This window comes from Acinetobacter sp. AOR12_HL, assembly GCF_027855275.1.
Taxonomy (GTDB): domain Bacteria; phylum Pseudomonadota; class Gammaproteobacteria; order Pseudomonadales; family Moraxellaceae; genus Acinetobacter; species Acinetobacter baumannii.
In genome coordinates this window covers 76,309-89,782 of sequence record NZ_JAKTIJ010000018.1, presented here as the reverse complement: position 1 = coordinate 89,782, position 13,474 = coordinate 76,309, and the positions used below count along the sequence as shown (strand labels likewise).

At 39.5% G+C, this 13,474-nt stretch carries 11 protein-coding genes; 4 read left to right on the top strand and 7 right to left on the bottom strand.

What is annotated here, in order from left to right:
- A partial coding sequence (locus tag MKL36_RS08455) for a thioredoxin family protein (protein WP_032016289.1) occupies positions 1-631 on the bottom strand: 631 nt, incomplete at its 3' end.
- Positions 632-893: 262 nt separating this feature from the next.
- Here MKL36_RS08455 and MKL36_RS08450 point away from each other — a divergent pair.
- Together MKL36_RS08450 and MKL36_RS08445 are read left to right on the top strand one after the other, a co-directional pair.
- Positions 894-1,112 (top strand): DUF1653 domain-containing protein, encoded by a 219-nt coding sequence (locus MKL36_RS08450; protein ID WP_000058246.1) that lies wholly within the window; start codon positions 894-896, stop codon positions 1,110-1,112.
- Positions 1,113-1,148: 36 nt separating this feature from the next.
- Positions 1,149-1,736 (top strand): O-methyltransferase, encoded by a 588-nt coding sequence (locus MKL36_RS08445; protein ID WP_001133993.1) that lies wholly within the window; start codon positions 1,149-1,151, stop codon positions 1,734-1,736.
- Positions 1,737-1,800: 64 nt separating this feature from the next.
- Here the strand turns inward: MKL36_RS08445 and MKL36_RS08440 are convergent, their stop codons facing one another.
- Together MKL36_RS08440 and ahpC are read right to left on the bottom strand one after the other, a co-directional pair.
- Positions 1,801-2,016 (bottom strand): KTSC domain-containing protein, encoded by a 216-nt coding sequence (locus MKL36_RS08440; RefSeq protein ID WP_000024050.1) that lies wholly within the window; start codon positions 2,014-2,016, stop codon positions 1,801-1,803.
- Between the two features lie 192 nt (positions 2,017-2,208).
- Entirely contained in the window at positions 2,209-2,772 is a 564-nt protein-coding gene (ahpC, locus tag MKL36_RS08435; RefSeq protein WP_000052794.1) for an alkyl hydroperoxide reductase subunit C, read from the bottom strand.
- Between the two features lie 352 nt (positions 2,773-3,124).
- On the opposite strand from ahpC, the gene hrpA reads away from it, so the two are divergent.
- Together hrpA and MKL36_RS08425 are read left to right on the top strand one after the other, a co-directional pair.
- Positions 3,125-6,982 (top strand): ATP-dependent RNA helicase HrpA, encoded by a 3,858-nt coding sequence (gene hrpA, locus MKL36_RS08430; RefSeq protein WP_021510523.1) that lies wholly within the window; start codon positions 3,125-3,127, stop codon positions 6,980-6,982.
- Positions 6,983-7,077: 95 nt separating this feature from the next.
- Positions 7,078-8,184 (top strand): beta-ketoacyl-ACP synthase III, encoded by a 1,107-nt coding sequence (locus tag MKL36_RS08425; protein ID WP_000512836.1) that lies wholly within the window; start codon positions 7,078-7,080, stop codon positions 8,182-8,184.
- 104 nt (positions 8,185-8,288) lie between these two features.
- Here the strand turns inward: MKL36_RS08425 and MKL36_RS08420 are convergent, their stop codons facing one another.
- From MKL36_RS08420 to MKL36_RS08405, 4 genes are all read right to left on the bottom strand, one after another.
- Complete coding sequence (locus MKL36_RS08420) at positions 8,289-9,551, bottom strand: OprD family outer membrane porin (protein WP_021510522.1); 1,263 nt, start codon at positions 9,549-9,551, stop codon at positions 8,289-8,291.
- A 44-nt stretch (positions 9,552-9,595) separates the two neighbouring features.
- Complete coding sequence (locus MKL36_RS08415) at positions 9,596-10,954, bottom strand: aromatic acid/H+ symport family MFS transporter (protein WP_021510521.1); 1,359 nt, start codon at positions 10,952-10,954, stop codon at positions 9,596-9,598.
- Positions 10,955-11,420: 466 nt separating this feature from the next.
- The gene (gene benE / locus MKL36_RS08410) at positions 11,421-12,614 is read right to left on the bottom strand and encodes a benzoate/H(+) symporter BenE (protein WP_021510520.1); all 1,194 of its coding nucleotides are present in this window, start codon (positions 12,612-12,614) and stop codon (positions 11,421-11,423) included.
- Positions 12,615-12,671: 57 nt separating this feature from the next.
- The gene (locus tag MKL36_RS08405; RefSeq protein ID WP_000071232.1) at positions 12,672-13,457 is read right to left on the bottom strand and encodes a 1,6-dihydroxycyclohexa-2,4-diene-1-carboxylate dehydrogenase; all 786 of its coding nucleotides are present in this window, start codon (positions 13,455-13,457) and stop codon (positions 12,672-12,674) included.
- Between the last annotated feature and the right edge of the window lie 17 nt (positions 13,458-13,474).

The following is a 13,474-nucleotide window of genomic DNA, read 5'->3' as shown; positions in this document are numbered from 1 at the left end:
CATCTTTGGCATTGAGTGCTGCTGCGTCTTTTTCAGCCGAGTTGGTATCAAGTTTTGCCACAATCTCTTCAAGGGTCATACGACCTTGACCAATGTGCTCATTGTCCTGGAATACCATCGGTACAGCCATGATTTTGCGTTGTTCCACTTCGTCTTGGAAGAATGCACCATCAATCATGGTTGCCGTGGTGTTCGGGTTATAAATGGCAATCAGGTTAAGCGCCTGTACCACATCCGGACAGTTATGACAGCTTAATGATACGAATACATCAAAGTTGGCTTTGAGGTTTAAGCCTTTAATCTGATTTAAAACTTCATCCGACACTTTAGGTGCATAGCCAGACACTTGTAACAAAGCCAAGATCAAAGAGGTAAACTCATGGCCCATTGGTAAGCCTGCAAAGAATACACGAGGCTGTTCACCTGCTTTAGCCACACCAAAGCTTGGACGACGTGTATTGTTACCATCAAAACGGGCTGTTACCTTGTCAGAAAGCTCAGCGATTTCAGTTACTAATTCTTTAATTTGAGCAGCTTTATCTGATTCATCTAAAGCAGCAACTAATTCGATTGGACTTTCTAAACGTTCTAGGTAAGCTTTTAATTGAGTTTTAATGTTTTGATCTAACATCTGTTTTTTACTCCAATGCATCCAAATTCTTTCAATAGATGCATAGTACGTTAAAACAATGAATAGGTAAAACAGTATGTTTTTATGAATTTAATCGTTTTTTTGAATGTTGGTTTGCAACAACGCGTAAGTTAAGAAAGTACAGAAAGAGCATCTTAATTTCATTTTTAGTTTTGCAGTATTTTAAAGTGAAAGTGTTTGAAAATTTATATATGTTATATGGCTGTAAAGATTTTATGTCATAACATTAAAAGGTACTTTCATGTCATTGCAACGCGGCATTTATCAGCATTATAAAGGTAATCTCTATCAAGTTTTTTCTGTAGCAAAACACAGTGAAACTGAAGAGGAATTGGTCGTTTATCAATGTTTATATGGTGATTATTCAACTTGGGTTCGACCACTTGATATGTTTACTGAAACCGTGCAAATGAGTGATGGTAGCGTCGTACCGCGTTTTAAATTAATACAAAGTACTTAAATAAAACGGCTGTCATATAAAGAAGGAGTAAAATAGATGCCAAATACTATTTTCTTACAAAGAGTTGCTGATTTATATGACACCTTTAAACAGCATGACTCGCAGCAATCCGATCGTTTACAACGGTATCGTAATATAGAAGTAGAATCTGCTCAGCTAATTTCCCAGCTTATTCGTATGCAGCAAGCCAAGTCTATTTTGGAAATTGGCACTTCAACAGGCTATTCAACTTTGTGGCTTGCCGAAGCTGCCCAAGCGACTGGTGGGCAAGTCATTACAGTTGAAATTGATGCAAAGCGAAGTGCAGAGGCAAAACGTCATGTAGCTGAGTTAGAGCTCAGTGAAATTGTTCAATTTTGGGTAGGAGATGCAGCCGATTACTTAAAAGCAGCTCAGGAAAAATTTGATTTTATTTTGTTAGATGCTGAACGTGATGCATATGAAAATTATTGGCCAGATTTAAAACGCCTAATGAAGCCTAAAGGTGGGGTTTTAGTTGTCGATAATGTGATATCTCATGCGGCAGAAGTAAATCGATTTATAGCTTTAATTAAAAAAGATCCGGATTATATGAGCAGCATTTTGCCTGTCGGCGCAGGTTTGTGTTTAGTGGTCACAAAATAGTTATGCTGAAATAATTTTTCATATTCCAGTAGGGGCCTGTTTTGAACAGGCCTTTTTTATAATTTTATGAGGCAATCACCAAAGAGAGTCGAGTAAAGTGCAAATTAAATTCTAAGTATTTGTGTACAAAGGCGGCTTTATCGGTTGAACGTAATAAGTTGTCATAAACAAACTCAGGAACAGGATGATAAAGATCTCCTGAGCCATCGCTATAAAAGATTTTTAAATGACGCGATGTCGCATTGTATTTCCATGAAGTGACGACCGCTGTATTCGCCATAAATGCACCCCTTTATTTCATATCAAACGTACTCAAAAATTAACCAGTTGTTTATTTGACATTACTCAATGTTTAGGTAACGGGGAAGGGCAGAATTGTAAAAGTATCAGTAGAAAATGTGATGTGCTTATTCAAAACAAAAGAACCATCCGATAAAGGATGGTTCTTTAGGTTTTTAAAATCTAAGAGAGATTAGATTTTACCAACTAGGTCGATAGATGGAGCAAGAGTTGCTTCGCCTTCTTTCCATTTAGCTGGGCAAACTTCACCTGGGTGAGAATGTACGTATTGAGCAGCTTTTACTTTACGAAGAAGTTCAGATGCGTCACGACCGATACCGCCAGCGTTGATTTCAACGATTTGGATTTTACCTTCTGGATCGATAACGAAAGTACCACGGTCAGCTAAACCTTCAGACTCGATTAAAACGTCAAAGTTTTTAGAAAGAGTCCAAGTTGGATCGCCGATTAATGGGTATTGGATTTTCTTGATCGCGTCTGAAGTGTCGTGCCAAGCTTTGTGAGTGAAGTGAGTGTCAGTAGAAACACCGTAGATTTCCACGCCTAATTTTTGGAATTCAGCGTAGTTATCAGCTAAGTCTTCAAGCTCAGTAGGACATACGAAAGTGAAGTCAGCAGGATAGAAGAATACAACAGACCACTTACCTTTAAGGTTAGTTTCGTTCACTTCGATGAATTGGCCGTTGTGGTAAGCAGTTGCTTGGAAAGGTTTAACTTCAGTATTAATCAAGCTCATCATTGTCTCCATGATTGAGGTTTATATTTAAACTTGTTTACGAGATGTAGAATAAATAAAAATTCTTTATTGGGGAAATAGTATTTTTACATGACTAAAATCGGAAAATTGAATAAGTATGAAATTTTCGATTTTTAAGTCCCCAAATACTGTATTCGATTTGACTGCAAAAACATGTAAATCAAATGACAGTTATAGTAAAAGAAACTTGCTTAACAACATGAAGCTTACATATTAAAAATTCAAGGGTGAAATGTAAAAAAATTAAAAATATATAAAAAACCAATTGTTTTACCTTATGGTCATTAAGGCGTAAAATAGAGGATTGTTGAATTTTCAGGAAAATTTATCTGTGCTGAATGGTTTAAATATAGATCAATGGGTGATGGCGAGAGATCGTTACCGTTTAAATCGTTTACGTAAAGATAAAAAAGCCAATACTGTAGAGATTGAAAAATTATTTGAACAGTCTAATGCAAAAGTTAGACAACGTTTTGAACGCTTACCAAAAATTAAATTAAATCAGGATCTTCCTGTTACCCAATATGCTGACCGTTTAATAGAAGCGATTCAAAAGCATCAGGTCATTATTGTGGCTGGTGAAACAGGTTCAGGGAAAACTACTCAGCTCCCTCAAATTGCAATGTTAGCAGGGCGTGGCTTGACTGGTATGATTGGTCATACCCAGCCACGTCGTTTAGCTGCACGTAGTGTGTCGCAGCGTATTGCAGAAGAAGTCGGCGAAAAGCTCGGCGAATCGATTGGTTTTAAAATCCGTTTTAATGAACAAGGCTCGCAAGATTCGATTGTCCGTTTAATGACCGACGGTATTTTGCTTGCCGAGTTAGGAAATGACCGCTTCTTGTCTAAATATGACACGATCATTATTGATGAGGCGCACGAGCGCTCACTCAATATCGATTTTATTATGGGGTATTTAAAGCAGTTACTGCCAAAACGCCCAGATTTAAAAGTCATCGTGACTTCGGCAACTTTAGATGTAAATCGTTTTAGTAACTACTTTAATAATGCACCAATTTTTGAAGTAGAAGGGCGTAGTTATCCGGTTGAAGTGCGTTATCGTCCAATTTCAGAAATGAATATTGGTGGTAGTGATGACGACGAGTTCGACGACTTTGAAGAAAACCTGCCGCGTGCAGTCGTACAAGCTGTAGAAGAATGCTTTGCTGATGCCGAGGAAAAAGGCCATCCAGAACATGCAGATATTCTGATTTTCTCAAGCACAGAGCAAGAAATTCGAGAATTGCAGGAAACCTTACAAAAGTACGGGCCGAGACATACCGAAATTTTACCTTTGTATGCGCGTTTAGCCGTTTCTGAGCAACAAAAGATTTTTAGCCCAAGTGGAAAGGGCCGCCGTATTATTATTGCGACGAACGTTGCAGAAACTGCACTGACTGTTCCTAATATTCGCTACGTGATTGATAGCGGCTTTGCACGTATATCTCGTTATAACTACCGTTCACGCGTGCAACGCTTACCGATTGAGGCAATTTCACAAGCTGCAGCAAATCAACGTAAAGGGCGCTGTGGTCGTGTTGCTCCAGGTGTGTGTATTCGTTTATATAGCGAAGAAGACTTTTTAAGTCGTCCTGAGTTTACCGAACCTGAAATTAAGCGAACCAACTTGGCATCGGTTATTCTGCAAATGCAGAGCTTAGGTTTAGGTGAGCTGGAAAACTTTGATTTCATTGAGCCGCCAGATTTCCGTCTAGTCAATGATGGTCGTAAGTTGCTCATTGAGTTAGGCGCGCTGAACGAGAAGAAAAATGAACTGACCAAAGTTGGCCAAATGATGGCACGTATGCCGATTGATCCAAGACTCGCACGTATGATTGTGGGTGGTGCTCATTTTGGTGTACTCAAAGAAATTTTGGTGGTGGTCAGTGCACTTGCAGTTCAAGACCCGCGTGAACGTCCAGCAGATAAACAAATGCAAGCTGATCAAAAGCACGCATTGTTCCGCGAAGCAGATTCAGATTTTCTGTTTTATTTAAAACTTTGGGATACTTTAAATCCTAAAGGCGAAGCAGGAATGTCGGAAAACAAGCGCCGTCAATTTGCTAAGCAGCATTTCTTAAGTTGGTTACGGTTACGTGAATGGAAACAGACACACCAGCAATTAGTTGAGCTGGCCAAAGGTTTAAAACTTAGTTTTAATGAAAAGCCTGCAAATTATGAAAACTTGCACCGTGCGTTACTAACAGGTTTATTGTCTTTTATTGCCAATAAAACTGATGAACGTAATACCTTTATGGCAGTACGTCAGCAAAAGGCAAAAGTTTTTCCAGCCAGCACATTGCACAAAACCAATACTGCGTGGGTGATGGCTTTTGAGATGGTGGAAACCTCTCAAGTCTATTTACGTACATTAGCAAAAATTGATCCTGAATGGATTTTGCTTGCTGCACGCGACTTATTGAAATATCACTATTTCGAGCCGCATTGGTCTAAAAAAGCCGGTATTGTAAATGCTTATGCACAAATTTCATTGTTTGGTTTAATTATTGAACCGAAGCGTTTGGTTAATTTTGAAAAAGTTGATCAACCTGCTGCACATGAGATTTTCTTACGTGATGCATTAACCACAGGAAATCTGGGGACAGTTCCTCCATTTTTAAAACACAACTTGCTTAAACTTGAAGAAGTAGAGCGAGTTGAAGATAAATTACGTCGCCGCGATTTGGTAGTCGATGAAGAAACGATTTATCAGTTCTATGCGTCGAAAATTCCTGAAGAAATTGCGAGTCGTCGTATTTTTGAAGACTGGCGTGCAACCGTAGAAGCAAAAAATCCGCGTTATTTATACGTGGAAGATGATGCGCTTTGGCTCAATGACCGTCCGACCACGCAGCAATTCCCTGATCATTTACATAATGGCCAGTTACGCTTGGCAACGACATATCGTTTTGACCCAAGTCATGATGAAGATGGCGCAACGGTTCAAATTCCGGTACAGGCATTGCCGCAAGTTGATGAAAACATCTGGTCTTGGGGTATTCCAGGCTGGCGTTTAGATTTAATTGAAGCGCTATTAAAAGCTCTACCAAAAGATAAACGTCGTAATGTAGTGCCTATTCCTGACACAGCTCGTAAGCTTATGCAGGGCATTGATGCGGTACATTTGCGACAGCATATTTTTAGCTATCTTGCATTTGCTTTACGCGGTGAGCAAATTACCGATAAAGATTTTTCATTTGAACGAATAGATCCGTATTTGGTGCCTTTTATTAAGGTCATTGATGAAAAAGGTAAATTAATTGCCAAAGGCCGTGATTTAGCTGAGTTGAAAGCTCGCTGTCGTGTTGAAACTCATCGTCCAGTAAAACAGCAAAAAGGCGAGTTTAAAACTTTCCCTGAAAACTTTACCTTTGAAGCTTCACAAAAGGTGACAGGTGTTGTTGTTAAACAATATCAAGCTTTAGTACCAACCAAAACTTTTGCTGAACTTGAAACGAAAGATGAGTCCGGTGTGGTTATACAAACCTTTAATGATCAGTCAGAGGCGATTAAACAGCATCGGGAAGGTATTATTCGTCTGGTCCATATGCAGCTTGGTGATTTGGTTCGCCAGTTGAAAAAGCAGATTTCAAAACCACTTGCGCTTGCTTATTCACCTTTAGGCGATAAAGCTAAGCTTGAGCAGATGCTGGTCTATGCAACATTGCAGATGGCAATCAAGACTTTGCCAATTAATGCTGATGAATTTAATCAACTTGTAGAACAAGGCAAAAAGCAATTTTTGAGTTATGGTCAGCAAGCACTTGAGCAGTTAAGTGATATTTACATTCAATGGCAGCAAATTCGTCGTCAGCTTTTAGTACTTGATCCGGATGTGTTTGGACGCAGTATTGATGATATTGAAGATCAGTTAGATCTCATGTCACTTGGTAACTTTGTTTACTGCCAACCAGTCGATCTTTGGCAGGAATATCCGCGTTATTTAAAAGCGCTGCTATTGCGTTTAGACCGATTGCCAAATAATCTACAGCGAGATCATGCCGCTATTGATGATGTCGATCCATGGATGGACAAGGTATTTAAATTCAAAAATGATCCAAGAATCAAAGAATTGTATTTGATGTTGGAAGAATTTCGCATTTCTTTATTTTCTCAGCCGATGAAAACCAAGATGCCTATTTCACCAACTCGACTGCAAAAGTTATGGGATCGTTTGGGAATCAGTTAAGATAGATCGGGGTTTGTTTATGCGTTTGTTTAGCCTACAACGCAATTTATAAATGAAAGATTAACAGACCCTATTCATTTTTTTAGGAGTTTTACATGGGCATTCGTATCACAGGTACTGGGTTATTTCACCCAACAGAAATCATTTCTAATGAAGAACTGGCCGACAGTTTAAATGCTTATGTGGAACAATATAACCAAGAGAATGCAGAGAAAATTGCAGCAGGCGAACTAGAAGAATTACGTGGTTCAAGTGCTGAATTTATTGAAAAAGCGTCTGGTATTAAGCGCCGTTACGTGATTGAAAAATCGGGTATTCTTGATCCAACACGTTTACGCCCGCGTTTGTCTGAACGTTCAAATGATGAACTTTCAATTCAAGCTGAATGGGGCGTTATTGCTGCAAAACAGGCAATGGAAAATGCAGGTGTAACTGCTGAAGATATCGATGTTGTGATTTTGGCTTGTTCAAACATGCAGCGTGCTTATCCGGCTGTGGCAATTGAAATCCAGTCAGCACTTGGTATTCAAGGTTATGCTTACGACATGAACGTGGCATGTTCAGCTGCCACTTTTGGTTTGAAACAAGCGGCAGATGCAATTCGTTCAGGCGCTCGCCGTGTTTTATTAGTGAATGTTGAGATTACATCTGGTCACTTAGACTACCGTAACCGTGATTGTCACTTCATTTTTGGTGATGTGGCGACCGCTTCTATTATTGAGGAAACCACTACTAAGACTGGTTTTGAAATTTTAGATATTCATTTATTCACTCAATTTTCAAATAACATTCGCAATAACTTTGGTTTCTTAAACCGTAGCGAAGATGCAGTGGTTGACGACAAGTTATTCCGTCAAGATGGCCGCAAAGTATTTAAAGATGTTTGTCCGTTGGTGGCAAAAATCATTAATGCACAGTTAGAAAAAATGCAGTTAACTGCAAACGATATTAAGCGTTTCTGGTTACACCAAGCCAATGCCAACATGAATGAATTAATCTTGAAATATGTGGCTGGTAAAGATGCAGATCTAAGCCGTGCACCAATTATTCTAGATGAGTTTGCCAATACCTCTTCAGCAGGTGTAATTATTGCTTTACACCGTACAGGCCACGAAGTGGATGATGGTGAATATGGCGTGATTTCATCTTTCGGTGCTGGTTATTCAGTAGGTTCGATTGTTGTACAAAAGCATGTTGCTTAAGTTACTAGATTAATTAAAAACGCTCGTAAGAGCGTTTTTTTATGAGCGAAATTAATATAAAAAAGCGAACCAACATTGGCCCGCTTAAATTGAATCAAAAGTTATTAAAACTTTTTGGTGTAGTTTACAAACAGGCGATCTTCACCAAAGTCATTACCATGTTTAACGTTGTAATCAATACGAATGTATTGCAGGGCAATACCCTTTAAGAATGGCTGTTGAAACGTATAGTTTAAAATTACATTCGACTCAGTTTCATGATTTTTTTCGCCATTGGCCGCTTTAAAATCATGGCCATAGACATATTTAACCATTGCATTCAAGCCCGGAACATAATCTTTAAAGTCGTAGCCATACATGACATGGTAAGACTTTTCGTCTTCTTTAAAGAAACCAGTAGCATTCCAGTTAATGAAATAGGTTTCTGGTAAGAAACCATCTGGTAATGGGTACGCCGACTCACCAATAATTTGCTGGTAACCCAAACCAAAGGTATGATTTTTTACTTTAAGTGTTTCTAGCACCCCGATGTTTTGCGCATCAATATCAAAAGTATTGCCATCATCTTTTGCATTGAAGTATTTAAACTTAGAGGTGAGGGCAAAATTAGGTTGTTTCCAATTATGCTCAAGTCCAACATAGTGCTTGTTGTAGAGATCTTCTAAATTACCAAAGTAGTATTCGCCCTTGAGTGACGGCGTAAATTGATAACGTAGGTCAATATAATTTAAACCATCAGATTCTTTGGTAATTCCATTTGCCGTGAATGAAAACTTTTTAAAGTCTTCTTCATTTCGTGGAGAGACTTTTTCAACCCGTCCAATTTCGGCATAGAGCTGATCTGAAAGTTGCGACTTAAGATTGGTTCCCCAATAAGAGGCAAGTAATTGTCGGCTGGCATCCACAGCCGTTACTGGTAAGTCTAACCAGAGTTCACCGACACTTAAAAGGGTTTTGTCGTAGCCTAGTTTTAAAGTTGCGCCGTATTTTAAAAAGTCAGATGCTTGAGATTGCGTTTCCTTATTAAAAGGTAAGACCGTGTCCGCAACATGTTTGTCTGAACTCAAGCGCACGGCGTATTGAACAGAAGCATCGGCACCAATCGTAATTGGCTTGTCTGCAATTTGCAGAGGGGTGTCATGCATTTTCGATTTATAAAATAATGAGGCTGCCTGAGACCAACTACCGGTATCTTTAAGGGCGTCATTATCAAAATCACGATTGATATAGGCATTTTTTAGCGTGAACTTCCATTCATCTTCGCTTTGTTGAGTGGTGTCTGCTGCCCATAAACTTGAGCTAGTTAATAAACCGAATAATGTAGTTATTGCTAAATTACATGGTTTAAAACGGTGTAAAAATTCCATAATCCATTTCCAAAAAGATGCGCCAGTCCTCGGCGCATTTATGTTTACTGCTGGGTAAGCGTGTTTTGAGGGTTAAAAGTTGATGGCGTTTGTGCAGCAACAGAGGCTTTTAGATTGACCATAAATATTGCAAGTGCAGCAATCACACCCGGAATTGCAATCGCCAAGAAATTCATTTGGTGAGGAAGCTCAAATGAAAGCAAAGCACCTGTTAAAACTGGTCCGATAATCGCGCCTATACGGCCAATTCCCGATGCCCAGCCCATACCAGTTGAACGAAGTGCCGTCGGATAGAACTGCGCAACGAAAGTGTAGAGTAAGATTTGTGAGCCAATTGTGGCAGCGCCGGCAATCGCAATCAGGCTATACAAAATAAATTGTGGACTATTAATGCCAAGCAGAATTAAAGCTGCTGATCCCACAATAAACATAATGGTAATGACAGGTTTTAAATGGAATCTGTCTGCTAAAGCACCACCACCAATTGCACCGACCATACCGCCAATATTGAGTGCAAAGAGGAACAACATGCTTGCACCTAGTGAGTAGCCCGCTTGCAGCATGAGTTTAGGTAACCAGCTTCCTAAGGCATACACCATGAGTAAGCACATAAAGAAAGCAATCCAGAACATAAACGTGCTGAAGGTACGGCCTTGTTGGAAAAGTGCACGGACAGGTGCATCTGTTGTTGTACTTTCATTTAACACCAGTTGAGTATTGGCATTGACTTGAGTTTGAGGTGCAATTTTACTCACTATATTTTTTGCCTGTTCGCTATGATTTGATTTCACTAAAAAGGCGAGAGACTCTGGCAAAAATTTCCAAATGAGTGGGAGCAGTAACAAGGGAATACCCGCAATTAAAAACATGATTTGCCAGCCCATATCTTTTACGAGCCATGCACCGAGTAGCGCAGATGTCATGCCACCAATTGCATAGCCACTAAACATAATTGCGACCAATGTACTGCGGATTTTTTTAGGTGCGTATTCGGTCATAAGTGCCACAACGTTTGGCATAACGCCACCAATCCCAAGACCTGCAATAAAGCGCAAAATAGCAAACTCAGTTGGTCCTTTGGCAAAGGCACCTATAAAGGTAAATCCGCTAAATAAGGTGACACAAATCAGGATGGTTTTTTTACGTCCAAGTTTGTCTGAAAGTGTGCCGAAAATCATGGCACCAAACATCATCCCGAATAGTGCAGCACTGGCGAGCAGGCCTGCTTCTACCGCAGTTAACGACCATTGCTGCATTAATAGAGGAAGAGCAACCCCATAAATAACTAAATCATATCCATCAAAAATAATAATAAGTAAGCACCAGATTAAAACTTTCCAATGAAAAGATGTAAAACGGGCTTTATCAATTAAATCATTAATATTAACCTTGCTTGTATCCATTTTCTTCACCTCCAATTTGTGAAGCATCGCGTTATTTTTTAATAAACTATTTTGTTATTGGAATAGAGTCAAAAACCTAATTGATATATCTTTATGTCTTTAAGGTATTGTCTTTTTATTGGGTTAAGGTATTGAAAATTATAATTTATTTTAATAATTTTAGTTGTTGATTTTGTTATGTTTAAAATAGGGTTGAATATTGTATTGTGAGAATTTTAAGGATTTTATAGATATCTTTTTATAGATTTTATTGCTGAGAATCACAGCTAGAAATATAGCTAAATTTATATTAGGAATTAAAGTGGAAATAAATAAAACATATAAAGTCTATTATTTTAGAAACTCGTCTTAAAAATGAAATTGAATTTATATTAAATAAAAAATGCCAAAACAGGGATAGCGAATTATTTGCATCCTGATTTGGCGTTTGAAGCTTTATTTTAGTGGTGGGCACTTAGATAAAAATTTAATTTGCGGCTGGAGTTGAGCGTGGGGTAAGAATGAAATGGGCGATTACACCAATACAAATACCCCAGAAAACTGAGCTTAATCCAAGAAAATGCATACCTGATGCGCTAGCTAAAAAGGTAATAAGTGCAGCATCACGTTGACCATCATTTTTCATGGCAACAGAAATATTGGTAGCAATTGCACCAAGCAAAGCTAAACCTGCCAGTGCTGCCACCAACTCTTTAGGAAGTAAACTAAATAGCATGACAATACTGCCAGCAAATAAGCCTCCTAAAATATAAAAAATTCCGTTGGCAATCCCTGCGATATAGCGTTTTTCTTTCAGTTCATGTGCATCTTTACCCATACATAAAGCAGCGGTAATTGAGGCAAGCACAATGGTAATACCACCGACACAGGCAACGGCTAACGAGGCAATACTGGTGGCCGTAATAATGGATTTGGCTGGCGTGTCATAACCGCTAAGTTTCATAATCGCCATACCCGGTAAAAATTGGCCAGTTAGACTGACTAAAATAAGAGGAACGGCGAGGTTGAGTGTTGAGTTCCAAGACCATTCCGGGCTAATCCACTGGGGGATTGCTAAATTAAAACTCACATCAACCGGATTCATTTTGCCTAAAATGAGGCTTAATAAAACTCCAGCAGCTAACACCCAAATCATGGTGTAGCGAGGCATTAAACGTTTGGCAATTAAAAAGACAATGAGCATACTAAAGACAATCAAAGGCATGCTATCAGATGCGGTAAATAGGCTAATACCAAACTGAAAAAGAATACCTGCCATCATGCCCGCAGCAACGTCTTGCGGAATCCACTTCAATAATTTGTCGAAGTAACCTGTAATACCAATTAAGAAAATAACGATGGCAGAAGTAATATAGGCGGCTACTGCTTCATTCAATGAGATGTTTGGAAATAGGGTAACTAACAGGGCGGTACCCGGTGCGGACCACGCGGTAATCACAGGAGTTTTATATTTAATCGAAAGATAAATACCTGAAACGGCAGCGCCGATTGAAATTCCCCAAATCCATGACACCATCATATCTGTGGACACATGGGCACGCTGAGCAGCTTGGAAAAAAATAATCAGTGGGCCTGAGTAAGAAATTAAAACTGCAAGAAAGCCCGCAACTGTTGCTGATATGGACCAGTCATTTTTTAATGTCTTGAACAGGGTTGCCATGTCTGATTGCCTCCATGCAAATCATGTTATTTATCCAAATATATAAAAAGATCAGGGTTAACCCTGATCTCCACCTCCGACCGGAATGATCGACCCTGTTATATACGATGCTTCGTCTGATGCAAGAAATAAAATTGCATTGACTTGTTCTTGAATTGTGCCATAACGGCCCATAAATGTTCGATCTTTTGTTTGATCAACTACTTGTTGCATCCAGTCTTTTTCATTTTGACTTAACGGATTGGTGTTACGTGGTACTTTGCGAGGTGGCGCTTCGGTTCCACCAGTCGCAACAGCATTGACTCGAATCCCGTCTTTAGCATGTTCAAAAGCAAGCGATGCTGTTAGGGCATTTACCCCGCCTTTAGATGCGGAGTATGGAATACGGTTAATGCCACGGGTGGCAATGGAAGATACATTTACAATCACACCCGATTGTTGCTTAATCATGGCGGGTAGCACAGCGCGGCAGCACCATAAAGTTGGAAACAATGAGCGATTCACTTCCTTGATGATTTCTTCTTCGGAAAACTCTTCAAAAGGTTTCATCCAGATCGCGCCACCTACATTATTAATCAGGACATCGACCCGACCATAGTGTTCAATAGCTTTTGCAACAACAGCTTGCGCGCTTGCATAGGTTTCTAGGTCAGCATTAATCGTGACAGCTTCACCACCTGCACGCTGAATTTCTGTGAGTACCTCTTCAACATATTCAGAGCGGTCAGCCATGATGACTTGCCCGCCCTCAGCCGCGACTTGTAATGCCACGCCGCGACCAATTCCTTGGGCACTACCCGTAACAATCACAACTTTATCGGTAAATCTTTGACGGTTTGACATAGATAATTTCTCCACAT

What these genes read in the sequence shown, in the direction of transcription:
- ahpC (WP_000052794.1), bottom strand. Translation starts at nt 2,772, where the DNA reads ATGAGCTTGATTAATACTGAAGTTAAACCTTTCCAAGCAACTGCTTAC.
- MKL36_RS08450 (WP_000058246.1), top strand. Translation starts at nt 894, where the DNA reads ATGTCATTGCAACGCGGCATTTATCAGCATTATAAAGGTAATCTCTAT.
- MKL36_RS08405 (WP_000071232.1), bottom strand. Translation starts at nt 13,457, where the DNA reads ATGTCAAACCGTCAAAGATTTACCGATAAAGTTGTGATTGTTACGGGT.
- MKL36_RS08440 (WP_000024050.1), bottom strand. Translation starts at nt 2,016, where the DNA reads ATGGCGAATACAGCGGTCGTCACTTCATGGAAATACAATGCGACATCG.
- benE (WP_021510520.1), bottom strand. Translation starts at nt 12,614, where the DNA reads ATGGCAACCCTGTTCAAGACATTAAAAAATGACTGGTCCATATCAGCA.
- MKL36_RS08420 (WP_021510522.1), bottom strand. Translation starts at nt 9,551, where the DNA reads ATGGAATTTTTACACCGTTTTAAACCATGTAATTTAGCAATAACTACA.
- MKL36_RS08415 (WP_021510521.1), bottom strand. Translation starts at nt 10,954, where the DNA reads ATGGATACAAGCAAGGTTAATATTAATGATTTAATTGATAAAGCCCGT.
- MKL36_RS08445 (WP_001133993.1), top strand. Translation starts at nt 1,149, where the DNA reads ATGCCAAATACTATTTTCTTACAAAGAGTTGCTGATTTATATGACACC.
- MKL36_RS08425 (WP_000512836.1), top strand. Translation starts at nt 7,078, where the DNA reads ATGGGCATTCGTATCACAGGTACTGGGTTATTTCACCCAACAGAAATC.